The organism is Acinetobacter sp. ESBL14 (assembly GCF_036668815.1).
GTDB classification, from domain to species: Bacteria; Pseudomonadota; Gammaproteobacteria; order Pseudomonadales; family Moraxellaceae; genus Acinetobacter; species Acinetobacter gyllenbergii.
The window spans coordinates 1,609,186-1,632,594 of the sequence record NZ_JAZEVS010000001.1; the positions used below are offsets into that span (position 1 = coordinate 1,609,186).

The following is a 23,409-nucleotide window of genomic DNA, read 5'->3' on the forward strand; positions in this document are numbered from 1 at the left end:
CAAGCCTCATCAACGACAAACTCAGTCCCATCAAAATGAGAAAACAGATCAGTTCTCCCACTGATGATGGTTAAAACTGATTAGGGCTCTATCAACCATCTACACCTTTGTGCAATCCATCAAAAAAACCATAACATTTCAGTTATGGTTTTTTTGATTAACATTTTAATACTGGGCCAGTATCAGACATAGAGCCAATTTCCCTTACAATATTAAAAATAAGTGATATCAATCTATGTTTACCACAAGCTTCAGTTAAAACATCATTTAAATAAAGCGCAGGGAAAATTTTACCCCCACAGTTTAATTAGGATTAATAACGTAAAAATACAAAATAAGTGTCGCTAGCAGAACGCTGGCTAAAGTTAGATAAAACCCCACTGTATTGAAGCTCTTTACAAATTTAACAATATTCATACCACCCCCAAATTACGCAGCAATTATCACAAAAAATAAGGGCAATGAGAACTACTTGTCGATAAAATATCATTTTTTGCTGACCGTTTGTTCTATTTTATAGCTTTATAGAATTTCAAGTCATAAATTATTCAAGTGAAATATACTCTAGTTTGAGTTTAGTAACGGTTGTAGCAATTTACTTAGCAGTACCGACGAGATACTGCTTGATAATGTACGGAAAATTTTCACAAGGTTATTTAAATAAAGATAACAGACGCTAATCGAAATAATTAGGCTTTTAATATGGAAATGACATTCTATATGAACTAGTTACTCTGTTCTTCTCATAATCAACTGTTGAATAAGAAATGAAAACCACTAAAAAGTCGTCATATAATTCAATCTCCGAAGAAGCAGGAATATAAGCTGTTTTATCAATTAAGAATGTTCCAATATGATCAGATGTTTTATTGATTAATGCGACTACCTTATCTTCTTTTAGCACTTTGGCTGCATCGCGCTCTGGTATAATTTTTACATCAATTTTTCTCTCTCTATTTTGCCCGTCTTTGACCGATACCCTGATCGTTTCACTCACCTGTTTTTCTATAACATTTTTTAGTTTACTTTGATTTAGACTTTGCTGATTACTCGTACTACAAGCAACGAGACAACTCATCAAGCAACAAAATATAAACATCTTAGGCATGGTGTACGACTAACCCTATTATGAAGCACATCATTGTAACGCTTGAACTGAATAAGTTTCAAATTTAGTCATTTACAGCAATCATCAGATGCCCCCCATAGAACCAGACATAAAAAAATCCCTCTATTAAAGAAGGATTTTTTTTATTCAGCTATCTGGCTTATTTGCTATTTGGAGAAACCATATTTTCGGGCTTCACCACTTCATCAAATTGCGCTTCAGTCACCAGACCAAGTTCAACCGCAACCTGTTTTAAGGTTTTATTTTCCTTATAGGCAGTTTTAGCAACTTTGGCAGAGTTCTCATAACCAATCACGGGATTAAGTGCAGTCACCAGCATTAATGAGTTATGTAAGAAATAATCAATTTTCTCACGATTCGGTTCTATACCTACCGCACAATGATCATTAAAACTATTACATGCATCACCTAACAACTGAACCGATTGCAGCAAGTTATAAGCAATCACGGGCATAAAGACATTGAGCTCAAAATTACCTGAAGCACCTGCCACATTAATAGTGGTGTCATTACCTAAGACTTGAGCGACGACCATCGTCATCGCTTCGCTTTGCGTTGGATTCACTTTACCCGGCATGATGCTTGAACCAGGTTCATTCTCTGGAATACGAATTTCACCGAAACCACAACGAGGGCCACTTGCCAACCAACGAATATCATTAGCAATTTTATTTAAGCTTGCCGCTAGTGTTTTTAATGCACCTGATGCAAAAACAGCTGCATCACGTCCTGCCAAAGCTTCAAATTTATTTGGTGCAGTAACGAATGGTAAGCCAGTAAGTTCGGCCAATTGTTCAGCTGCTTTTACGGCATAATCTGGATGGGCATTCAGACCTGTCCCTACCGCTGTTCCACCCAAAGGTAGTTCATATAAGCCTGCAAGTGCTTGCTGCAAACGTTTCAAGCCATGTTCTAGTTGAGACACATAACCACTAAACTCTTGACCTAAAGTCAAAGGCGTTGCGTCCTGCAAATGTGTACGACCAATTTTAACGATATCATCAAATTCTTCTGACTTACGCTGTAAAGTTGCTTTTAGCTGATCTACCGCAGGAATGAGTAACTCATTGATTTGAATACTGGCTGCTACATGAATTGCTGTCGGGAATGAGTCATTGGTCGATTGCGCACGGTTAACATGATCATTCGGGTGGACTGGTTTCTGCGCCCCCAAAACTTGACCTAATTTCTGATTAGCAATATTGGCAATCACTTCATTGCAGTTCATGTTACTTTGTGTGCCCGAACCCGTTTGCCAAACCACCAATGGAAATTGAGAATCCCATTGCCCTGCAATCACTTCTTCAGCAGCACCAACAATATACTGACTCAAATCATCAGGGAGTTGTTTTAACTCAGCATTGGTGATTGCAGCAGCTTTCTTCACAAGCCCCATTGCGCGAATCATGGCACGCGGTAAGCGTTCCTGGCCAATCTTAAAGTTCTGTAAACTTCGTTGCGTTTGCGCACCCCATAAGGCCTCATTCGGCACTTCGATTTCGCCCATGGTATCGTGTTCAATTCGCATTTGCATAAACAACCTCTACTCTATTTGGTTAAAGTTCTCACGGGCTGAAGCAAAGTGATGCTTTGGCTAGTTGCCGTTATCCTAATCAAAGCAGTTATAATTGTAAATAATAATCATTATCTTAATTACCCTTTAAGGTATTTAAATAAAATCGCCATTCATCTTCAATCATCTGGACTAGAGTACGTTTTGGTGACCAGTTTAAGTTCGTTGCTGCTTTTTCTATTGTTGCTCCTAATTTAGCGAGCTCTTGATGCTGAAATACCGCAGGCTGAACATTGACTTGGGTTTGCGTCACTTTTGCAATTTCATCTAATAAGCTTTGAATCGAGGTCAGTTGCGTATGCGCAATATTGAATGACTCTAAACAATTGTTCTGCGACTTCAACCAATTCAATGTCATTAAAATTGCATCACATGCATCTAATACATGTAGAAAACTCCGTTCAACCGTACCATCTGCTGTAGCTGCCTGATTTTGCAACTCGATGTACTCTCGTTGCATTGCAGCAACTTGCAAGGCTAAAGGCACAATATTCTTAGGTAATTGCGTAACAAACTCACCCAACACACCATGCTCAAATGCCCCTACGATATTCGATAATCGCAAGTTCACAATGCGCCATTCAGGATCAACTTTATAGGTATCAGCAATAATATCCTCAACAATTTGTTGTGATCGAACATAAGGATTAGGATAGCTGTAGTTAAATTCAGTCAGTTCAGATAATTTTTCATCTGATTGACCATATACCGCCAAACTCGAGAGATTGATTAATTGTCTCACCCCCATCCGCTGCATGGCTCTTAAGAGACTCATAATACTACTGACATTATCATTATAATATTCAAGCGGTTTTAAAGTGGATTCTTCTAAGGACTTAAAGCTGGCGGTATGAATCACCGTATCAATTGAATATTGTTCAAAAACTTTATTTAGTGCTGGGGTATTTCGTACATCCAACTTTGCAAATGGAATATACATGCCTGAAATATATTCGAGACGTTCTAAGGTTTGCAAGGTTGAATTGGCTAAGTTATCAACAATAACGATCTCTTGCCCATGCGCCAACAGACTCAAAGCAATATGAGAACCGATAAAGCCTAAACCACCTGTCACCAAAATCATTGTATACTTACCTTCCTTTAAATCTGTCCATCATCATTTTGCCAACTACGACCATAGTGAATATTCAATGAGTACACTACTGCTAATCACTTCTGCGCCTACATCAATTATGGCTTGGCATGCTTTTGGCTTAGCTCAAGCGCTTCAAAATAAGCATGAAGAATTGCTTGTCTTCTTTTACCAAGATGGTGTTCAGGTTGCGAATGACTTACAGTGGTTTCCTGATGATCAACGCAATCTAAAACATGAATGGCAAAAGCTTGGCATTCGACTCCCTGTCTGTGTCAGCGCCGCCCTTGCTCGGGGAATCACTGATGCGGACAATGCAAAACGTCATTCACTCCAACATCACAACTTAGCCAAAGGCTTTGAACTGGTTGGGCTCGGAGAGCTTGCTGACGCAGTACAAAGCTGTTCTCGTTTAATTCAATTTTAATTAAAGTTCTTTACTAGAGTGTTGCTTTGAAAAGGTAAATTGTGTGAAATCTGTACTCGTCATCCTAACGCAACCTAACTTAACAAGTTTGCAAGTCAATGAAAGCTTGTCCGCTACTATGGTTTTAGCAACCTTTGGTATTTCTGTCAAAGTATTATTAAAGTGTGCAGCAATTAGCTTATTAGACAATAAATTAGAATTCGATCAACTTAAACATGAGTTCAAAATTGCAGCCAACATGGTCGAAAGTTTTGAGTTTTATGATTTAACCCCAATTCTGATTGAATCTAAAAATCAAGAACTTAACATCGTTAAAAATACGGATCAGGAGATCGAATTTATTGATCTTACTCCTGAATTTACCCAGTCTTTTGATCATATATTGTACTGGTAAGGTGTCTCATTATGGAACAAACAACGCTCTTTTTAGTCCAATCTGCGGCAGATCAGGTGTGGTCTGACTTAGTAAAAATGGCACAATCTGATGACTTTATCGTACTAATGGGTGAAGCAGCCATTAAAGTGAACAGCTCAATAATAACTGCCTATCCAAACATTTATTGTTTAAGTAATGAACACAACCTGATTATTGAAGAATTAAGCGCGCAAATTCTGGCGATTGACTATGCTCAATTTGCTGACCTTAGCTTAAAATTCAAACGTTGTATTTCTTTGAAATAAGTTCTCTTCAATTCCTTTTATTTTTTTAGGCTATTTTATGCAGTTAGAATTAGACCAAGACGGCCATTTAGTAGATTACAGTATCTGGAATCAACAGGTTGCTCAGGAGTTGGCAAAATCCTTAGATTTACAATTAACTGATTGGCACTTTGAAGTTCTTTATGCAGTTAGGCAGTTTTATCAGCAATTTGGCCATTCACCAGCAACACGTCCATTGATAAAATTTTTAATGAAAACGATTAGTCCTGAGATTGATAATGCTGTGCTACAGCAAAGATTTAATACAGGTTTAGTTGCCCGTCATTTAAGTCGGTTAGCGGGCATACCAAAACCTGCAAATTGCTTATAATTTTTTCCAGTTAAGCAAATTTTTTGGCACAAGCAACACAGGCGATTACCGCAACCGTGACCGCGAACATGGCTGCACTGACTTGTTCATGCAATAAAACCGCAGCAATGACCAAACCAAAAATGGGTTGCAACAACTGTAACTGCCCTACTGTTGCTATCCCGCCTTGTGCCAAACCCTTATACCAAAAGAAAAAACCAATCAACATACTAAACAATGACACATAGGCTAGACCCAGTTTTGCCGACATCGAGATTTGTGCAAAACTTGCTGGCATATACAAAAATGAAATGAGCAGCATGATGGGTAAGGTAATAATCAATGCCCAGCAGATCACCTGCCAACCACCCAAATGTTTCGAGAGCTTTCCCCCCTCGGCATAACCAAAGCCACAGAGTATGATTGCCAACAGCATAAAAAGATCACCATAGTTAAATGCCCAACTTCCTGTTTGAATCAGCATATAACCAAAAACTAGTGCAGCACCTAAAACGGCAAACAACCAAAACACTAGATTCGGTCTTTCTCCACCTCTTAACACACCAAAAATGGCGGTTGCCAAAGGTAATAAACCAACGAAAACAATAGTATGTGCAGCACTAACATATTGAAGCGCTAAAGCAGTAAATAATGGAAAGCCAACCACGACCCCTATCGCAACATAAAATAGTGGCAGCCAATCTTTGCGCTCTGGTAATTGCTGGCGTGATAGTAAAATCAAAGCCAAACCAAGCAGCCCTGCAATAGCCGCACGTGCAGCCGTTAAGAAGGTAGGACTGAAATCCATAACTGCAACACGTGTTGCAGGTAATGAACCTGCGAAAATAATCACCCCGATCAGACCATTCATCCAACCACGACTTAAAGTTTTCATTTATTTTCTCCAAAGCTATATGGAGAATTTAAACTGTGATATGGTTTAAACACCATACACAGTACAGTACAATTCTAAATAACTGTATTGGTTTATTTACCCATACAGTTATGGATGTATCGTTATGAAAAGTACTAAAATTGAATTCGTGATCCAGCATATTCATGAACAAATAAAAGCCCGCTCTTTACTTCCTGGCTCGCGCCTACCCTCAGTCCGTGCTTTAGCTAGCTTGCTGCATTTATCTGTTTCAACGATTGTTGAGGCCTATGAACGTCTTGCTTCTCAAGGCATTATTGAAGCAAAGACAGGTTCAGGCTTTTTCGTCGCAGGTCCACTTGCACCTCTATCCATCTCGGAAATTCATCCAAAAATTGATCGAAGTATTGATCCACTTTGGATTTCAAGACAAGCCCTCGAAGCCAAACAAGGTGTTTTAAAACCGGGTTGCGGTTGGTTACCTGATGACTGGATGCCCCATGAAAATATCCGTAAAGCCATTCGTAAGGTATCTAAAGCTCCTGCTAGCATTCTGACTGATTATTCAACCCCACTCGGTCTGGCACCTTTACGTGAATTGCTCTCACGCAGAATCTTGAGCAAAGGTATCGAAGCACGTCCCAGCCAAATCCTATTAACTGATTCTGGCACGCAGGCAATTGATTTAATTTGTCGTTATTTCCTTAAACCGAATGATGTGGTGCTGGTTGATGATCCTTGTTATTTCAACTTTCATGCGCTGCTTAAAGTACACCAAATCCAAATTATTGGTGTGCCTTATACGCCGACTGGACCAGATCTGGAAGCGTTCTCCCAAGCCATAAAAAACTATAACCCACGCCTCTACATTACCAATTCTGGCATTCATAACCCGACTGGCGCTGTGCTCACTGCATCAACGGCTTATCAGGTTTTAAAACTGGTCGAACAGTCCAATTTGATTGTCATTGAAGATGATATCTTCGCAGATCTAGAACGACATAGTGCTCCGCGTCTTGCAGCTTTGGATGGCTTGTCGCGTGTGATTCATATTGGCAGTTTTTCTAAAACGCTGTCTGGTTCTGTTCGTACCGGTTATATCGCAACCCAATCAGAATGGATTGAAGACCTAGCCGATATAAAAATTGCCACCTGTTTTGGAGGGAATAACCTGTCCTCAGAAATTTTATATGCTGCATTGACTGATGGTAATTATCGTAAATATCTAGAGGAATTGAAAGTTCGCTTGGCCAAAGCGATGGATACAACCGTAAAACAACTTGAGAAACTCGGCATCAAAACATGGATTAAACCATCCGCCGGTATTTTTTTATGGTGTGAGTTGCCTGAACATTTCGATAGCGCACGTATCGCGCAGAATTGCTTAGAACACGGTGTGATTCTAGCCCCAGGAAATGCATTTAGCCAAAATCAAAACTTTAAGAATTTTATTCGTTTTAATGTGGCACAATCACTTGAAGCTAAGATCTTTGAGGTCCTATCCCATGCTATTCAGCATGAAATAGAACGACAACGGGAATAAAAAATCATGCTGTTTTTTGCTTTTGTTCGATAAAGGCAAAATAGCCTGGACCTGCCGCTACGCGTACATCTTTGGCCTGAATCGGTTGATCACATTCAGAACACACCACTTTGGGGTTAATTTTCCGACCACAGCTTTTATGGGTGAACTCAACAGGTTTACCTAGCCCCATATCCATCCATTTATCGGCCCATTGCACCATTGAAAGAATAATCGGATATAGGTCTAAACCTTTGTCCGTCAGTTGATATTCAAACCGCTCCTGACGATCAACATAAGGCACTTTGGTTAAAATATCATGTTCAACTAAACGCTTTAAACGCTCAGAAAGTACATGACGTGTCAGTCCCAAACTCCGCTGAAAATCATCAAAGCGGCGTATACCCATAAATGCATTTCTTAAGATGAGCATTGTCCAACGATCACCCAACACTGAGAGCGTCCTCGCCACTGAACACGGCTGGTCGCCAATTTCGTCCCATTTCATTATTATCACCTAATCATTTTTTTAAAGTTTTATTTAAAAGACTTCTATGTCTTGAACCGTCATGTTTAGAAACTAAACAATATAAAATATACACTAAACCACCTTATCCATCAGATGCAATATTGGCACTTGGCTAAAAGTACCAATATTCAGTCATTTTACATAAATTCATCAAAACAATTTAGTTATGAATGAATAACCCAGAAAGGAGCTGTCCTGCTTCCAGTTGGGTATTTGCGGGTATACGCACCAGACTATTTGCTTGCATGAGGTTACTCAGCATATGCGATTGTTGTTTCGCCAAGCTTTGGAACTTGAGTTGCCCTTGATCAAAATAAGCCTGCATTCTTAAAAAACGTTCACGTGCATCCGATTTTAAATCATGGGTCAGCACACCGCTCAACCATTGCAAGGGCTGGCGTTGGTTTTGCAAGGCATCTAGCAAGGCTTTGCCATAGACCTGCATACAAACATAAACAGCAGCAGGATTCCCCGGTAAACCCAATAAATAGCAACTCTGGGCTTGCTGTGCGTACTCGGCAAAGAACAGTGGTTTACCTGGTTTTTGCTTCACTTTCCAGAAGATTTGCTCAAAACCTGTTTCAAATGCACATGGGCGAACAAAATCATAATCGCCAACAGAAACACCACCTGTGGTAATGATCAAATCATATTGCTGTTTTAGCCGCTCAAAACATTGCGTCACCTCTTCGGCTGTATCTGCAATGTGCAAGATTTCCGCATCTATGCCATAGTCTTGCAACCAAGCTTTCAATAGCGGCCCATTGGCATCAAAAACTTTCCCTGCCTGCAAATCTTCTGGCGTTTCCGCAACCTCATCCCCAGTAATGACCACAGCTACTTTAGGTGCTTGGAAAACATCGATACTTTGTACACCTGCCATACTGAGTGCTGCGAGTGCGCCAATATTGATGCGCTGCCCAATATCTGCCAGTTGCTGACCTCGTTGTACTTCTTCACCCACAAAACGGATATCCGCTTGCGCTGAAATATGTTCAGTCAATCGAATCGTTTGATTAGCTTCAACGACAACGATTTCTTGTCGTGCAACATGCGTTGTTCCCTCAGGGGTTTTCCCACCTGTGAAAATACGAATCGCTTGTCCATCTTTGAGCTTATGCTCAGATTCACTGCCTGCCTTAATTTCACCTATCACGTCATATAGCGTGCCCTGAAGATTCTCAACAGAACTATTCAAGGCATAACCATCCACCGCACTTTGCGAAAAACTTGGCAGATCGACATTGGAATTGATCGCTTTGGCTAAATAACGATTCAGTCCATCGGCTAAAGGCAGCGTCTCAACTTTTAAAGCTTTAGGTTGGGTTTGCACCAATGCTAATGCTTCATCAATACTGATCAGACCTTTTTCAGCACCACATCCTGACATTATTCATAACCTCCCGGATGGGGTAGATCACGACAGACATCAAAAATATGCACCAGTGCAGGCAAAATTGCCGCCATGGATTCACTTGCGCCGCCACGGCTTCCCGGTAAGGTCACTAGCAATGAACGGTCTATAAAACCTGCAACACCGCGAGACATCGCCGCATAGGGTGTTCGTTTTTGTCCAAATGAGCGTGCTGCCTCCATTAAGCCATCGAGTTTGCGCTCCAATAGTGGCTCTAGGGTATCCACGGTAATATCGCGCTTGCCAATGCCTGTTCCACCCACCGTCATAATACAAGCATAAGATTTGGTCAGTTCTAGGACTAAATCTTTAAGCTGATCAGCTTCATCAGGCAAGATTTGATAATGAATCGGATCAAAACCTGCTTCGGTTAAGGTTTCAACAACAGACTTACCCGCAGTATCTGGTTTACGCCCTGCTGCAACCGTATCTGACAGTACAATTACTGCCGCTGAGACAGGTTGACGTAACGTACGTTTAAAATGTGATTTACCGCCTTTTTTCTTGAGCAATTTACATTGATCCAAACACAGTTCTTCGGGCTCACAATGTGGCTTAAGCATGTCATACAACGTTAAACCGGCTAGGCTTGCAGCGGTTAACGCTTCCATTTCCACGCCTGTTGGGCCAATGGTCTCAACTGTGGTCAGAATCACCACATGATCATCATATAGGTCATAATCAACATCGGCGCGGTAGATCGGTAATGGATGGCAGAGTGGAATCAGCTCGTCCGTACGTTTAGCCGCTAAAATCCCTGCAATACGAGCTGTTTTTAAGGCATCGCCTTTTTCAGTATTGCCATCTCGGAGTAACTGAATGCAATGCGCGGGTGCATGTAAAATCGCTTGTGCTTCTGCAACACGATAACTCTCGGGTTTCATCCCAACATTTTTCATTTTAACGTCCTAAACCCTTATTCGTGTATCTGCTCATGGCTACAATTTTCATGGTGGTGTGCATGTTGATGCGTCTTGACTGGAGTATTCGGTTCGACTGCATCTTTACGAATACAGCAGCCTTCGACATATTGACTGGTTCCATCCATAAAAAATTCTTCTTTCCAGATCGGCACTTCATGTTTGACCCGCTCCACGGCCTCTTCACAGGCTTGAAAAGCTTCACGGCGATGTGCTGCATAGGCTATGGCAATAATCGCAGTTTCACTGACATCCAAATAGCCAATCCGATGCATCACCCGAACATAAGAGACTTGATATTTCTCTTGGATTTGCTGTTCGATCTCACGGATCATTTTCTCTGCAACAGGTGTATATGAGGTATATCTTAAGGCTTTAACCGCTTTACCTTCATGATGGTTACGTACTGTACCAATAAATATATCAATGCCACCGCATTCAGGAAACGACTGAATTGGATCAAAGCTGTCTAGGCTTAAAGCCTGATCTTGAACTCTAGCAAATTCACGCATGTTTACCCCCCCGCCACTGGCGACAACAACACCAAGGTACAAGAAGTTTCTAAAGCGGTTTGCCGTGTAATGATATCTTCGCCTATCGCACAGGCACATTTTTCCATGGCATGATTTGCCTCAGGATAAAGTGTCACAATATGCGCCAATACATCTTTGACCATTCGGTCTGTTGCAAACTCAAATGCCAGCGGCTTTGGTAATAATCTTTCGATTGCCCCAAACGCTTCTATTTTAATCTCAATGGTTTGCATAGATTCTCCAGACCACTTTTATTTAACCACCCAACATATGCATGCTGATTTTACGTGCTTGTTGATGCTGTAGTGCATGATAGCCTTTGGCCTTATGCCAAATATAAGGCTTAATTTTTTGATCAAGCTGTTGTAATGCGTGCTGTTTAATATCCAGATTGGACTGCTTAACGGCTTCTAAGTCAGCTTTGATATTAAGCCCCTGCTGTGCAAACAGACAATTATACAGTTCACCCTGAGCCGTTAAGCGAATACGATCACAGTCACCACAAAAAGAATGCGTGATGGTTGATATAATGCCCAACTGATATTGACCATCCAATTGGTAGATCCGTGCAGGTTCATGCTGCTGTTGCAAGACTTGAATGTCATAATAAGGTTTGAGCTGCGCTAAAATTTCAGCCTCGCTCACCACCGCTTGATTGCTCCAATGCTGATCGCCATCCAGCGGCATAAACTCAATAAAACGTAATGGGATATTGTGCTGCTTTGCCCACTTTACCATTGGCAAAATCTGGTCATGGTTTTGACTTTGCATCAAAACACAATTAATTTTGAACGGAAGACCTGCCTTTTTTGCTGCTTCAATACCATTCAATACAGGGCTAAGCTCTTTTTTAGTCAATTGCTTAAATTGAATTGGATCAAGACTATCCAGACTGATATTCAGATCATCCAAGCCTGCTTGCTTCAATTGTTCCACATACTTCGCTAAATAATGGCCATTGGTGGTCATTGAAATGCGTTTGAGTCCCAAAGCCCGAAATGCCTGCAAATCCCGAATAAAGTGCACCACACCTTGTCGCATAAGAGGTTCCCCCCCTGTAATACGAATATTTTCAATCCCTTGTTGAACCATATATTTGCAAAAAACCAATAAGGTTTCAAAACTAAGTAAATCGTGTTTTTTCATCCATTGCGGGTGCTCAGGCATACAATAAACGCATTTGAAATTACAGCGATCCGTCACCGAAATCCGTAACTTACGCTTAGTGCGACCATACTGATCTTGCAAGATCGGTAAGCTCGTTTCAGGTCTCTCATGCTTCATCATACGCACTCATTTTGTGAATCTTTTTACTGGGTTTAGCACAGCTTCTGTGCATCCTTGTTTTGCTCATCACAGTGAATTATTTTTTTAAAGCAATAATTATTCCAATCACACAGCAACTTTATGATGATGTTGCTTATTTAATTGAATTAGTCACACTTTCAATCTACAAATAAAAATAGCGCCTGTCAGCATATTTTTGTTCAGTTTATATTGCACCAATTTCAAACATAATTTAAACAACATGAAAGAATTTGGTGCATTTAAGCAAAAATATCAATAGGCTAAAGGTCTAAGCGGTGAACCGCTCTAAACGTACAGGCACATATTTATGATAGGGTGTCTTAGATAACGGATCACAATGCTGAGCAGAAGTAAGACGATTCAGTTGTGGCCCAATCGGTTCCCCACCGCGATAGCGTAATCCATATCCATGCGGCAATGACACCACGCCTTTGCGCATTCCCTCATCAAGTTCGACCGTGACCTGAATCTTGCCATGCTCAGAAATACAGTGCAGCATCTGTCCTGTTTCGACCCCGAAAGTCTGAGCATCTTCAGGATTGATCCTTAAACGCCCTTCTGCATCGACTTTACGCCAAGCAGGATCACGATAAATTTGATTGGCGTTATAACTGCGACGTTCGCCTGCCAATAGAATAAAAGGATAATCTGTGGTTAAAGTCATTGAACCTTGTTTCAGTTGGGCCAGCTCAATGAACATTTCAGGAATTGCCAAACGAATTTTTTTGTCTTTATAGGCGATCAATTCCCAAACATCAGCATAGTCATGTTGTGATAACACCACACCTGAGCGTTGCTGCAAAATGTTCTGGAATAACTTAACGCCTAGGCTTAAACGATTGCCGACATAGCCTGCTTGCTTAACCGCTTGGTAATGTTGAGCTGCATATTGCATACATAAAGGTAATAATAAGGCAGTTGATGCGGCATCATTCGGCAACGTTTTGCCTAAAGTGCGATATACAATTGACGCGGCATAGGGAATTAACTTTTTATTTTTCGCAAAACTGACCCCAAGCGCACCGAAATAGGCAAGATAAGCCGTATTGGCTGAATCTTTTTCTGCAATTTTGCTCAATATCGGAAACTGTAGAGGGATCACTTGCATGGCTTCGAGCAGACGGGTATAGATTTCCGCTTCAGGTAGACTGTTACCTTGAGCCTTAAATAAGGGGTGACGTAAATGAAAGCCATTCTTCGGAAATTCCAGATTAAATCCTGTAAATTCCCACTTTTCAAATTGGCTATGTGCAGGCAACACATAATGCGCCATCCGCGCTGTTTCAGTCATGGCCACATCGACCACCACCAAAAGCTCTAAGGACTGAAAAGCCTGTTCATAGGCAGCCGTATCTGGGTAGGTCAATAAAGGATTACAGCTATCTACAAATACCGCACGAACTCGCTTTTCCCCTGCTTTTAGAATCTCATCAGGCAATATATTTGGAGGAAAGAAGCCTGAAATTGGGAACATTTTATGATGTACAGTACGGCGATATTTAGGATTACGTTCATCAGTATTGCTTAGAATTGGAATAAACATGGTATGCAGATTATTGCCGCCTTGTTGACCAAAATTTCCTGTGAGTAAATATAAAAGCTTTTCCAAATAACCGTTTAAAGTGGTATTTAAGGTGTGTTGAATACCAAGATCAATCCGGACACAAGCACGTTGCGCTTTAGCAAAATCACGGACGATCTGATAAACCAGCTCCACAGAAACATCAGCTTTTTGGATATACTCTTCAATTGGAACCGCCAAGAAAGCTTGTTTGACCTGATCAAAGCCATGCGTATGCTGCTGAATAAATTGTTGATCATACAGTCCTTCTTGCAGCATGATTGCGATCATGGCCGACATCAGATAAGCATCGGTTCCTGGTTTTAATTGCACATGAATATCGGCTTGTTTAGCCGTTTCAGTCACACGTGGATCAAACACCACCATGGTCCGATTCGGATCTTTTTTAATATGTTTTAAGGTGTCACGTGCGTTTGGAATCCCATGCGCCTGAAAAGGATTAGTGCCAATAAATAATACATAATCCGCATGCTCAACGTCTTCGGTGGTATGACAAGCCTGACTGCCGAACAAACGACCATTCACCCAGAAATCACCTGTTTTTTCCTGCGCCAAAGAATTGTAGGAATAGAAACTTTTCATGGCATAAAGCAACTGACGACCATACGCAGCACCTAAATGATTACCCTGACCGCCACCACCTACAGATGCAAAGGCAGTTCCACCATGACTATTCCGAATCTGTACCAACTGCTCAGCAATTTCCTGAATGGCTTGTTCCCAGCCAATCTCTTTAAACGAACCATCTGCCTGACGTTTTAACGGCGAAGTTAAACGATCAGCATGTTGTTGGTAATGCTGCAAACGTGCGGCTTTTTGACAGACATACCCCTGCGAGAAAGGATGATCATCATCCCCTTTAATTTTCTTAAACTGGTTATCTTCAATTTCTACACTGAGCCCACAATTGCGTGAACACAAAATACAAGCCGTTACATCCTGTCTTGCTGCTGTTAGCGTCGTCATTGGTCTCACCCTATTATTTATGAATATTGGCCCATTAAACAGATTTGCCCTGCTGAACCAACAACACGGAGATACTTTTGTTCCTGCTCGGTACTAGTTTCAACTTGGTTATGTTCAGAAGGAAGTTTGACAGGTTTTAGAAATCGGACATCAATTTGCTGAATCGGTTGTGGCAGTAATTCAAAACTACGTGCAAACACCCCAAATCCATGCAACACTTTTTGACCAAAGTTTGAGAGTTTGGCTAATGGTGTAATCCAATGAATCGGATTAAAGTCACCTGTGAGTAAGGCAAATTTCAAACCATCATCTGAACGAGTCGACCATTCGCCTAGTGTCTGCCAAAGCTTAGTGTCGCTTGTTTCCGTGCGTTTGGTTTTTTCAAAATGAGGCAGAATAAAAGCCATATGTAGTACTGCTTCTACCAATTCAGGTTCAGCAATCGTACCTGTGGTAATTTGAACTGAAACACGTGCCAAACCATTACGTTCATCCACCTGTGCGATCTTGGCTTGAATCATGAGTTTTTCAGTTCGTGGAATCATGCCATGAATTTTCAGGCTGACGCCCTGATTGATCACTTTGCTTAATGGGTAGTGAGTTTGAAGCAATAATCGTGTTGCAAAGGACAGTCCCCATTGTGACACCATATGTGGGGGGATTGAGTCTTGATACTTACCAGGCTCAGCACCACTCCATTGGATGTAATGCTCAATCAAATCTTGACTCGGCGCATCAATCACCTCATTGATCGGTGCAAGTGTCTGCCAGTCGACTTGAGCAATCTTGGATTTTTTTAGACTGCGTAAGCCTATTTTCCCCAGTCCTGCCAAAGTTGCCTGATGTTCAAATAAAAATTGCAATGGAATCTGCTGGTAACGAATCGCAAACATATGAAACTCCTGTTCCTTTTATTTTTCTCACTGTTCAAACCATATTTGGGTTAATTCTAGTCCTGATTAGATATGCCTGATATGGTCAAAAATCAATTAAGTTCTAAAATAGAACTCATTTAATTAAAGGTCAAGTGTCCTGGTCAGAAATTAAAAAAGTTAATCTCCAATCAAATAATATCATTCACCAAAAGTCTGCATTAAAAACGTGAAAAATCATTGTTCTTGGTTTAATCTCAAGCATACTGGAAGACTTATCCAAATGTATGTAATCTCTTTGGGCAATTCGCTGTTATTGATGTATGTAAAATTTTTATGAGAAACCGAATGGATTCGAATCAAATTCAAAACCTTGTTACACACTATCCCATTATTAAAGACTTGATCGAACTCAAAGAGACAGTTTGGTTTAACCCTAATTTCACCACGCTAGATGAAGGTTTACCTTATGTTGGGCTTAATCAATCGGATATTGATGATGCCCGGGACCGCTTAGCACGTTTTGCACCCTACCTCATGGCTGTTTTTCCAGAAACGCTTGCAACTCAAGGTATTATCGAATCTGAGCTAATTAATATCCCGAATATGCAGCGGTCTCTTGAAACGTACTTTGAGCAAAAAATTGCAGGCAAACTCTGGCTGAAAAAAGACAGTCATCTGCCAATTTCGGGATCAATTAAGGCACGAGGTGGTATCTATGAGGTACTTTATCGAGCAGAACAACTTGCATTAGAAGCCAATCTGCTTACTCTTGACGATGATTATGCAAAACTGGACAGCCCAGAATTTAGAAATTTTTTCAGTCAATACAGCATTGCAGTTGGCTCTACAGGTAATCTTGGCCTTTCGATTGGCATCATGAGCGCAAAGTTAGGCTTTGATGTGACGGTACATATGTCAGCTGATGCCCGCCAATGGAAAAAGGACAAGTTACGTTCACATGGTGTAAATGTTATCGAATATGATCAAGATTATGGTGTGGCAGTAGAACAAGGCCGAAAAGCAGCATTAGAAAATCCAAATTGTTTTTTTATTGATGATGAAAATTCTCGCACTCTATTTTTAGGGTATTCAGTCGCTGGCGAGCGTCTAAAGAAACAATTTGATCAACTTCACCTGATTGTAGACCAAGATCACCCTTTATTTGTTTATTTACCTTGTGGTGTCGGTGGTGGGCCTGGTGGTGTTGCATTTGGTCTCAAAATGGCCTTTGGCGATCACGTGCATTGTATCTTTGCCGAACCCACTCATTCACCCTGTATGTTACTCGGTGTAGCCACTGGTTTACATGATGAAATTTCAGTTCAGGATATCGGTATTGACAATATTACGGCGGCAGACGGTCTTGCAGTAGGACGTGCTTCTGGCTTTGTTGGTCGTGCCATGCAACGATTATTAGATGGTTTTTATACATTGGATGATCAAACCATGTATCGCTTGCTCGGGATGCTCAACCAGTCTGAAAACCTAAAACTTGAGCCTTCTGCGCTTGCAGGTATGCTAGGCCCGATTTTAGTCAACCAACATCAAGCTTATATCGATTTGCATCAATTTACTGAACAGCAGTTACAGCATGCCAATCATATTGTATGGGCAACTGGAGGTGGGATGGTTCCTACAGAAGAAATGCAAAACTATCTGGCGCAAGCATAAACCTATCTCAATCTGAGCGATGAACAGAGAAGTTACACTTCTCTGTTTTCGCTTAAATCAAACTAGTTTCTCTTTTGATATTGACTAGATCATCAATTTTAATTGTTTAACGAAATGATGCATATTGGTCGCCCATGTGCTCATATCCCGATGCGCAATCAGATAGGTATTGATCTGCGCTGTAGCTGAGTCGATGGGATGAATATTCACACTCTGGGCAAAATGGGATTGCTGGACATAACTCATCGGCAGGATGGCAAGACCAACATCCAAACTAACACAGCTAATAATGCCATCTAAGCTGCCCATTTCAATCACATTGGCCGCAGGCAAATAATGAGCAGATAAGAACTGATCAATAGCTTTGCGATAACTGCAGCCTTGCTTAAAAGCAATAAACTTCTTTTGCGTTAAATAGTCATTTGAGAGCTGTTGCGGTGCATGTTTTGAGGAAATTAGTACCAGTTGCTCCGTCCAGACATGCAAATTGAACAATCCTGCAATTGGCTCGTGATTCGCGACAAATGCACAGTCCAATTTAGATGCTGTGACTAAATCAATTAAGTCTCGGCTTGGTGCAGTGCTGAGCGCAAACGGAAAGTTTGACGCATGCTGTTGTAAATTGCGAAATAAAGATGGTAGTCGAACTGCTGCCGTGGTTTCCATACTCCCGATTTCCAAAGGCAGATTGGCTGCAAGATGATGATTGGAAAAACTATCCAAGAGCTCTTTTTGTAGATGCAGCATTTTTTCAGCATAACCATACAACTGCTGCCCAGCTCTAGTGGGTTGAATTGGGTTCTGCCGATGAAGCAATTCGACATTCAATTCTGTTTCCAGTTTTTTGATATGACTGGTGACATTCGATTGCACCGTATAAAGCGTTTTTGCCGCCTCAGAGAAACTCCCTAACTTCACCACCATCATAAAAATTTCTAAAGACTTAATCTGCATTGCCATCACTATTAGAGATAGTTGGTATCAATTCAAATCATTTTACATGATTAATATCTCTTGTTTAAATCTTATTGAATTTTTCAAGATGTAAAAATGATTCAAAATGAACACTTCTAAACTTCTATTTTTGATCTGTATTTTAAGTTGCTTTAGCTATGGGCTTTATATACTTGACTACAAATTTCTTGCTAAAGCACAACCTCTAGAGCACATGCGTCATAGCGACTAATTGCTGGAGTAAACAGGCCATGACTGAGCTAGTAAAAAACAGCAACAGCGCTCTACAAGCTGCAATCAGTGCAGCGCTAATTATGGCGATTGGTATGGGTTTCGGCCGCTTTGCTTTTACAGCAGTTTACCCACATATGATTGATGAAGGCATTATCAATTTACCTCAGGCCAGTTTGGCAGCTTCTGCAAACTATGCGGGCTATTTGTTTGGTGCCTTATTCGCGATCAAGATTAAATCACAGCAGAGCTATCTCAGTAGTATTGTCGCCACTGTCGGTACGGTAGTTTGTCTGATCCTGCTTGCCTACATTAACACGATTAACCAGATCATCTTGATTCGTGGTCTGGCGGGCATTTTTAGCGCCTTTGCCATGGTGTCAGCCTCAATATGGCTGCTTGAACAGCAGAAAAAAACACATCAAGCCCCTATTTTGTATGCAGGCGTTGGTCTCGGGATTGCCCTCTCTGCCGAGCTTTTGGTTTTTGGCACACATCTGAGTTGGCACAGCAAAATACTGTGGTTATTGCTCGGCATATCCAGTTTGGTTCTTGGCTGCATCGCCATGTTTGGCTTATCACGGGCTCAACCCAATGCTGTTTCAGCTCAGAATACATTCAATACCAATAGAAAAATCCCCCATGCCTACGCTTTGATTCTCATTTATGCCTTGGCTGGTTTTGGCTACATCATTACCGCAACCTATTTACCTTTGCTAGTCAAACAGGCCTTACCGAATATTGATGCAGCACAGATCTGGGCGATCTTCGGCTTGGGGGCGATCCCTTCCTGTTTTTTTTGGCATTATCTCCATGACAGACTTGGGATTCGAATCGCTTTATCTTCTAATCTGGGAGTACAGGCTGTTGGCGTTGTATTACCCATCATATTGCCAACCGCTTTGGGTTATCTGTTGAGCGCATTACTGGTGGGTGGAACCTTTATGGGAACGGTGACAATTGCCATGCCTGTGGCACAGCGTATCGCTCGCCAAGCACAAAATAATTTAATTGCCTTAATGACCGTCGTCTATGGTTTAGGTCAGATTATTGGTCCCATGGTGTCAAATGCATTATTTTCTATTTATCACACGCTCAACAGTTCCTTGCTGGCTGCATGTTCTGCTTTATTAATTGCCACAGCGATCAGCCTAAAAGCGACGTAATTGAATGAGATAAGTTATGCACAGATTAATCTGAAAACATCTGCTTAAAGGCTTTCATCTGCTTGTATTGCTGTAACTCATCCAAGGAGTTAATGCTGTGACAAAACAGACTTTGCTTTTGAAAATGTACTACTTGGGCATTGAGCTGCTTGAAACAGTCTCGTAGGCTTAAACGATCCTCAGCAATCGCGTGCGCCAACACAGGCAAACTCTCTCGCTTTAGCAAACAAAATGGATATAAAGCATCTCCATTGATATTGACATAAGCCACTTGTGACTGCGGCTGCTTTTGCAAAGCACGATGCAGTTTGAGCACAACCTGATTGGGAATATAAGTCACATCACAGGGAATGAATAAAGCATAGTTGGCTTGCAAATGTGACCATGCACTTTTCATCCCCATCAACGGACCAAGGAAACCATTTTGGTCATCTATATAACATTGAATATCAGGTTCAATTTGTTTGTAAATCGAACGATCACGATGGCTATTTACCCAAAGCTGTTGTACCTCAGTCTTAAAATATTCGCAGATTTTTAACAGTTGAATCTGATCATCAAACTGTTGCAACAGCTTGTTCATACCATTCATCCTGCGAGCTTGCCCTCCCGCCAAGATCACCAGATCTGTAGCGGGATATTCGGTATTCATGCTTCTGCCTCCAATTGACAGGTTTTAATCAGACCACGAATTTCAGGTAAACAAGAACCACAATTGCCACCTGCTTTTAAACATGCCGTGACCTGCTTTTCATGCGTGATATTTTGCGTTTTAATGGCTTCGATAATCTTATTTTTACCCACTTTAAAACAACTACAGACCAATGGTCCATCGTTATTTGCAGCAGACATCGGCATCCCAGCCAGCAAAGCTTTACGATGCAATGCACTCAAACGCTCACGTTTAAACAAACTCGCCACCCAATCCCGATCTGGCAATAAATCCGCAGGTGCAATATAAAAACTGGCAATCAGAATCCCGTCTTTTAAGATCACACTATGACTGAGCTGCGATGAAATATCCTCCAGACTTAACCATTCATAAGTTTCATCCACAAAAGGCAGGAAGCTTTTCAGATTCTTTTGGGTCTCATCAATACTGTGACGATCAGCAATTTCATAACGGATGGCTTTTGCAGTTTTGATTTTGGTCCACCACGCACAATGTTGCAAGGATGCTTTAATCTGATGTTCAAAACCTTCACGGACATAGAGCACGCCTTGCCAAGTGGTATGGAATGGTTGAATGGCCACAGGGGTATGTTTAAACTCAGGTTCGCCTGAAATCGCATCCACCACAGGATTGACCACTTTACCAATCCGCGCATCAGAAGCGACCTGCTCAGTCCAGTGAATTGGTGCAAAGATTTGGCCACGGCGCACCCCTTGCGCCAAGGTCACACGTAACACACAGCGGCCCCATTCCGAGCGGACTTCAACCAAAGCTTTATCACGAATACCAAATTTTAAAGCATCATTCGGGTGGATCTCGCAAAATGGTTCAGCACGATGTGTGGTGAGGTTTGCCGATAAACCGGTACGGGTCATGGTATGCCATTGATCACGAATCCGCCCCGTATTCAATACCAATGGATAATCTTCAGAGATCGCATGCACTGGATCGATGGCAACAGTGGGAATCAGTTTGGCTTTTTTATTTTGATGGCTAAAACGCCCCCGATCAAACAGCTGTTCAACCGCAACACTTTGCCCTTTCTCCCAGACTGGCCATTGGATTGGGCGCAGATGGTTATATTCATCAAGACTTAGACTCATTAAACCTTTTAAATTGAAATAACGGAAATTTTCAACTTGGTCTCGTTGGTCAACACTGGCATTTTGATAAGCCGATAAAGCCGCATGTTCATTAAAAATGTCACAGGCATTGCTAAACTCAAAACCAGTAAAACCGAGTTTTTTTGCAACTTCTGCCACCGCCCACCAATCCGCTTTGGCTTGCTTTGGCGGATTTAAAAAAGCACGTTGTCGTGAGATACGGCGTTCAGAATTAGTGACTGTGCCATCTTTTTCCCCCCAACCCAGCGCGGGTAACAATACATCTGCATAAGCCGTGGTATCGGTATCTGCACAAATATCTGAGACCACGACAAACTCGCATTTTTCCAATGCACATTTGACCTGATCTGCATCGGGTAAGCTCACCACAGGATTGGTTGCCATAATCCAGATCGCTTTGATTTTGCCACTTTCCACAGCTTGGAATAAATCCACTGCTTTTAAGCCTGCATTTTTGGCGATCACAGGACTGTTCCAAAAACTTTGCACTAGATGTTGGTGCGAAGGATTATCTAAATCTAAATGTGCTGCCAGCATATTGGCGAGTCCACCCACTTCACGACCACCCATGGCATTGGGTTGACCCGTCATAGAAAATGGCGCTGCACCTAATTTACCAATTTTTCCAGTGAGTAAATGGCAGTTAATAATGCTATTGGCTTTATTCACCCCTTGAGAGGATTGATTAACCCCCATCGAAAATAAGGTGATCACCTTTTCTGTTTGCGCAAATTTATCAAAGAACAGCTGTAATTTTTCTGCGGAGATCCCTGTGCGTTTCACTAAAGCATTAACATCTTGCTCACTTTCACTCGCTGCTAATAAAGCCTCCAAGCCCTCAGTGTAACTCTCTACAAAATGATGGTCGGTGTAATCATGATGGTAAAGATGCTGAAACAGGCCATTGAATAAAGCCACATCCTGACCGGGTAAAATCGGCAAATGTAAATCTGCTTGTTCGCAGGTACTGGTAAAACGAGGGTCGACCACCACCACAAACAAATCTGGATTCTTGCTCTTTGCTTGCATGATGCGTTGATACAGCACAGGATGACACCATGCGGTGTTGGAACCAACCAGAACCACCATGTCAGTATGTTCAAAATCCTCATAGCTGGCTGGAACAATATCTTCACCAAAAGCCCGTTTATGCGCTGCAACCGCAGATGACATACATAGGCGTGAATTGGTATCAATATTAGCGGTGCCTAAGTAGCCTTTAACAAACTTGTTCACCACATAATAATCTTCAGTCAATAACTGGCCTGAAACATAGAAAGCAACACTGTCTGCTCCATACTGGTCAATACAGGCTTGAAACTGATCTGCAATTTTCTCAATCGCCTGATCCCATGTCTTCACTTGACGATGGTTTTTACGACCAAACATCGGATGCAAGACACGAGTTTCCAAACCTAGTGTATCGGCTAAGTTACTACCTTTAATGCAGAGTCGTCCAAAGTTTGAAGGATGATTCATATCACCGGCGACTTGTACCGTCGTGCCATGCGTTTTATGTTGGACACTGACATCCACACCACAGCCCACGCCACAATAGGGACATGTTGTTTTTGTTATGATTGTTTCTGCTTGATCGGAGCGACTGTGTTCTAAATTTTGAATACTGTTCATGACTGCCCCTTTTACCTAGTTAATCCGCTGAACTTTACACTCAACTAAAAAAATCATTCTGAGTTCGTCTCCAGTTTCAGCTTATGGATAAACTTTCTAAAACTAGATTTTCTCATCACACACTATCGTGATAGGCGGCATGGATGCCGTCTTGTAGAGCTGCGGTAGCAAGGATGTACCGTCAGCTCTACAAAGGATTTTTGT

At 41.5% G+C, this 23,409-nt stretch carries 22 protein-coding genes; 7 read left to right on the forward strand and 15 right to left on the reverse strand.

Translation table 11 applies throughout. The features are described from left to right. Positions 1-697: 697 nt before the first annotated feature. From V6E90_RS07915 to V6E90_RS07925, 3 genes are all read right to left on the reverse strand, one after another. Positions 698-997: a hypothetical protein gene (locus V6E90_RS07915; RefSeq protein WP_332605024.1), complete on the reverse strand. Its 300-nt coding sequence runs from the start codon at positions 995-997 to the stop codon at positions 698-700. A 271-nt stretch (positions 998-1,268) separates the two neighbouring features. Then, positions 1,269-2,663, reverse strand: coding sequence for a class II fumarate hydratase (gene fumC / locus V6E90_RS07920; protein WP_332605025.1), 1,395 nt, complete (start codon positions 2,661-2,663; stop codon positions 1,269-1,271). 115 nt (positions 2,664-2,778) lie between these two features. Then, the gene (locus tag V6E90_RS07925; protein ID WP_065343839.1) at positions 2,779-3,786 is read right to left on the reverse strand and encodes an SDR family NAD(P)-dependent oxidoreductase; all 1,008 of its coding nucleotides are present in this window, start codon (positions 3,784-3,786) and stop codon (positions 2,779-2,781) included. 67 nt (positions 3,787-3,853) lie between these two features. On the opposite strand from V6E90_RS07925, the gene tusD reads away from it, so the two are divergent. From tusD to V6E90_RS07945, 4 genes are read left to right on the forward strand one after another with little or no spacing between them, the layout of a single operon-like run. Then, positions 3,854-4,222: a sulfurtransferase complex subunit TusD gene (gene tusD, locus V6E90_RS07930; protein WP_016660232.1), complete on the forward strand. Its 369-nt coding sequence runs from the start codon at positions 3,854-3,856 to the stop codon at positions 4,220-4,222. A gap of 43 nt (positions 4,223-4,265) precedes the next feature. Continuing rightward, positions 4,266-4,616 carry a hypothetical protein gene (locus V6E90_RS07935; protein ID WP_016660231.1) on the forward strand — a complete coding sequence of 117 codons (351 nt, stop codon included), beginning with the start codon at positions 4,266-4,268 and terminating at the stop codon, positions 4,614-4,616. Between the two features lie 11 nt (positions 4,617-4,627). Beyond that, a complete protein-coding gene (locus V6E90_RS07940; RefSeq protein WP_016540288.1) occupies positions 4,628-4,903 on the forward strand; it encodes a hypothetical protein in 276 nt (91 codons plus the stop codon). Between the two features lie 37 nt (positions 4,904-4,940). Next, complete coding sequence (locus V6E90_RS07945) at positions 4,941-5,252, forward strand: TusE/DsrC/DsvC family sulfur relay protein (RefSeq protein WP_016540289.1); 312 nt, start codon at positions 4,941-4,943, stop codon at positions 5,250-5,252. A gap of 10 nt (positions 5,253-5,262) precedes the next feature. Here V6E90_RS07945 and V6E90_RS07950 read toward each other — a convergent pair whose 3' ends face one another. Then, on the reverse strand, positions 5,263-6,126 hold the full coding sequence (locus V6E90_RS07950; RefSeq protein WP_332605026.1) for a DMT family transporter: 864 nt from the start codon (positions 6,124-6,126) through the stop codon (positions 5,263-5,265). A gap of 124 nt (positions 6,127-6,250) precedes the next feature. Here V6E90_RS07950 and V6E90_RS07955 point away from each other — a divergent pair, with 124 nt between their 5' ends. Then, complete coding sequence (locus V6E90_RS07955) at positions 6,251-7,648, forward strand: aminotransferase-like domain-containing protein (protein WP_332605027.1); 1,398 nt, start codon at positions 6,251-6,253, stop codon at positions 7,646-7,648. A gap of 4 nt (positions 7,649-7,652) precedes the next feature. On the opposite strand, the gene V6E90_RS07960 is transcribed toward V6E90_RS07955, so the two are convergent. The 8 genes from V6E90_RS07960 to V6E90_RS07995 form a co-directional block, all read right to left on the reverse strand. Next, the gene (locus V6E90_RS07960; RefSeq protein WP_016540292.1) at positions 7,653-8,135 is read right to left on the reverse strand and encodes a winged helix-turn-helix transcriptional regulator; all 483 of its coding nucleotides are present in this window, start codon (positions 8,133-8,135) and stop codon (positions 7,653-7,655) included. 181 nt (positions 8,136-8,316) lie between these two features. Beyond that, positions 8,317-9,546: a molybdopterin molybdotransferase MoeA gene (locus tag V6E90_RS07965; protein WP_332605028.1), complete on the reverse strand. Its 1,230-nt coding sequence runs from the start codon at positions 9,544-9,546 to the stop codon at positions 8,317-8,319. Then, positions 9,546-10,469 (reverse strand): bifunctional molybdenum cofactor biosynthesis protein MoaC/MoaB, encoded by a 924-nt coding sequence (moaCB, locus tag V6E90_RS07970; RefSeq protein WP_065343835.1) that lies wholly within the window; start codon positions 10,467-10,469, stop codon positions 9,546-9,548. Before moaCB ends, V6E90_RS07965 begins: the two co-directional genes overlap by 1 nt. 17 nt (positions 10,470-10,486) lie before the next feature. Beyond that, positions 10,487-11,002, reverse strand: coding sequence for a molybdenum cofactor biosynthesis protein MoaE (locus tag V6E90_RS07975; RefSeq protein WP_332605029.1), 516 nt, complete (start codon positions 11,000-11,002; stop codon positions 10,487-10,489). Between the two features lie 2 nt (positions 11,003-11,004). Next, positions 11,005-11,256 (reverse strand): MoaD/ThiS family protein, encoded by a 252-nt coding sequence (locus V6E90_RS07980; RefSeq protein ID WP_016540296.1) that lies wholly within the window; start codon positions 11,254-11,256, stop codon positions 11,005-11,007. A gap of 22 nt (positions 11,257-11,278) precedes the next feature. Next, positions 11,279-12,310: a GTP 3',8-cyclase MoaA gene (gene moaA / locus V6E90_RS07985; protein WP_016540297.1), complete on the reverse strand. Its 1,032-nt coding sequence runs from the start codon at positions 12,308-12,310 to the stop codon at positions 11,279-11,281. Between the two features lie 289 nt (positions 12,311-12,599). Next, positions 12,600-14,879, reverse strand: coding sequence for a molybdopterin-dependent oxidoreductase (locus tag V6E90_RS07990; RefSeq protein WP_332605030.1), 2,280 nt, complete (start codon positions 14,877-14,879; stop codon positions 12,600-12,602). Between the two features lie 17 nt (positions 14,880-14,896). Continuing rightward, positions 14,897-15,772: a MaoC/PaaZ C-terminal domain-containing protein gene (locus V6E90_RS07995; RefSeq protein WP_332605031.1), complete on the reverse strand. Its 876-nt coding sequence runs from the start codon at positions 15,770-15,772 to the stop codon at positions 14,897-14,899. A 327-nt stretch (positions 15,773-16,099) separates the two neighbouring features. Between V6E90_RS07995 and dsdA the strand changes: the two genes are divergently transcribed. After that, the gene (gene dsdA, locus V6E90_RS08000; protein ID WP_332605032.1) at positions 16,100-17,425 is read left to right on the forward strand and encodes a D-serine ammonia-lyase; all 1,326 of its coding nucleotides are present in this window, start codon (positions 16,100-16,102) and stop codon (positions 17,423-17,425) included. A gap of 84 nt (positions 17,426-17,509) precedes the next feature. Here the strand turns inward: dsdA and V6E90_RS08005 are convergent, their stop codons facing one another. Further along, entirely contained in the window at positions 17,510-18,385 is an 876-nt protein-coding gene (locus tag V6E90_RS08005; RefSeq protein WP_262756600.1) for a LysR family transcriptional regulator, read from the reverse strand. A gap of 245 nt (positions 18,386-18,630) precedes the next feature. Here V6E90_RS08005 and V6E90_RS08010 point away from each other — a divergent pair, with 245 nt between their 5' ends. Next, positions 18,631-19,776 carry a YbfB/YjiJ family MFS transporter gene (locus tag V6E90_RS08010; protein WP_332605033.1) on the forward strand — a complete coding sequence of 382 codons (1,146 nt, stop codon included), beginning with the start codon at positions 18,631-18,633 and terminating at the stop codon, positions 19,774-19,776. A 25-nt stretch (positions 19,777-19,801) separates the two neighbouring features. Here the strand turns inward: V6E90_RS08010 and mobA are convergent, their stop codons facing one another. Then, complete coding sequence (mobA, locus tag V6E90_RS08015) at positions 19,802-20,428, reverse strand: molybdenum cofactor guanylyltransferase (RefSeq protein ID WP_065343827.1); 627 nt, start codon at positions 20,426-20,428, stop codon at positions 19,802-19,804. Then, positions 20,425-23,205 (reverse strand): molybdopterin-dependent oxidoreductase, encoded by a 2,781-nt coding sequence (locus V6E90_RS08020; RefSeq protein WP_332605034.1) that lies wholly within the window; start codon positions 23,203-23,205, stop codon positions 20,425-20,427. The genes mobA and V6E90_RS08020 overlap by 4 nt, the downstream gene beginning before the upstream one ends. Positions 23,206-23,409: the final 204 nt, after the last annotated feature.

Excerpts from the sequence above, each read along its gene's own strand:
- fumC (WP_332605025.1), bottom strand. The coding sequence starts at position 2,663 with ATGCAAATGCGAATTGAACACGATACCATGGGCGAAATCGAAGTGCCG.
- V6E90_RS07925 (WP_065343839.1), bottom strand. The coding sequence starts at position 3,786 with ATGATTTTGGTGACAGGTGGTTTAGGCTTTATCGGTTCTCATATTGCT.
- tusD (WP_016660232.1), top strand. The coding sequence starts at position 3,854 with ATGAGTACACTACTGCTAATCACTTCTGCGCCTACATCAATTATGGCT.
- V6E90_RS07940 (WP_016540288.1), top strand. The coding sequence starts at position 4,628 with ATGGAACAAACAACGCTCTTTTTAGTCCAATCTGCGGCAGATCAGGTG.
- V6E90_RS07945 (WP_016540289.1), top strand. The coding sequence starts at position 4,941 with ATGCAGTTAGAATTAGACCAAGACGGCCATTTAGTAGATTACAGTATC.
- V6E90_RS07950 (WP_332605026.1), bottom strand. The coding sequence starts at position 6,126 with ATGAAAACTTTAAGTCGTGGTTGGATGAATGGTCTGATCGGGGTGATT.
- V6E90_RS07955 (WP_332605027.1), top strand. The coding sequence starts at position 6,251 with ATGAAAAGTACTAAAATTGAATTCGTGATCCAGCATATTCATGAACAA.
- V6E90_RS07960 (WP_016540292.1), bottom strand. The coding sequence starts at position 8,135 with ATGAAATGGGACGAAATTGGCGACCAGCCGTGTTCAGTGGCGAGGACG.
- V6E90_RS07965 (WP_332605028.1), bottom strand. The coding sequence starts at position 9,546 with ATGTCAGGATGTGGTGCTGAAAAAGGTCTGATCAGTATTGATGAAGCA.
- moaCB (WP_065343835.1), bottom strand. The coding sequence starts at position 10,469 with ATGAAAAATGTTGGGATGAAACCCGAGAGTTATCGTGTTGCAGAAGCA.
- V6E90_RS07975 (WP_332605029.1), bottom strand. The coding sequence starts at position 11,002 with ATGCGTGAATTTGCTAGAGTTCAAGATCAGGCTTTAAGCCTAGACAGC.
- V6E90_RS07980 (WP_016540296.1), bottom strand. The coding sequence starts at position 11,256 with ATGCAAACCATTGAGATTAAAATAGAAGCGTTTGGGGCAATCGAAAGA.
- moaA (WP_016540297.1), bottom strand. The coding sequence starts at position 12,310 with ATGATGAAGCATGAGAGACCTGAAACGAGCTTACCGATCTTGCAAGAT.
- V6E90_RS07990 (WP_332605030.1), bottom strand. The coding sequence starts at position 14,879 with ATGACGACGCTAACAGCAGCAAGACAGGATGTAACGGCTTGTATTTTG.
- V6E90_RS07995 (WP_332605031.1), bottom strand. The coding sequence starts at position 15,772 with ATGTTTGCGATTCGTTACCAGCAGATTCCATTGCAATTTTTATTTGAA.
- dsdA (WP_332605032.1), top strand. The coding sequence starts at position 16,100 with ATGGATTCGAATCAAATTCAAAACCTTGTTACACACTATCCCATTATT.
- V6E90_RS08005 (WP_262756600.1), bottom strand. The coding sequence starts at position 18,385 with ATGGCAATGCAGATTAAGTCTTTAGAAATTTTTATGATGGTGGTGAAG.
- V6E90_RS08010 (WP_332605033.1), top strand. The coding sequence starts at position 18,631 with ATGACTGAGCTAGTAAAAAACAGCAACAGCGCTCTACAAGCTGCAATC.
- mobA (WP_065343827.1), bottom strand. The coding sequence starts at position 20,428 with ATGAATACCGAATATCCCGCTACAGATCTGGTGATCTTGGCGGGAGGG.
- V6E90_RS08020 (WP_332605034.1), bottom strand. The coding sequence starts at position 23,205 with ATGAACAGTATTCAAAATTTAGAACACAGTCGCTCCGATCAAGCAGAA.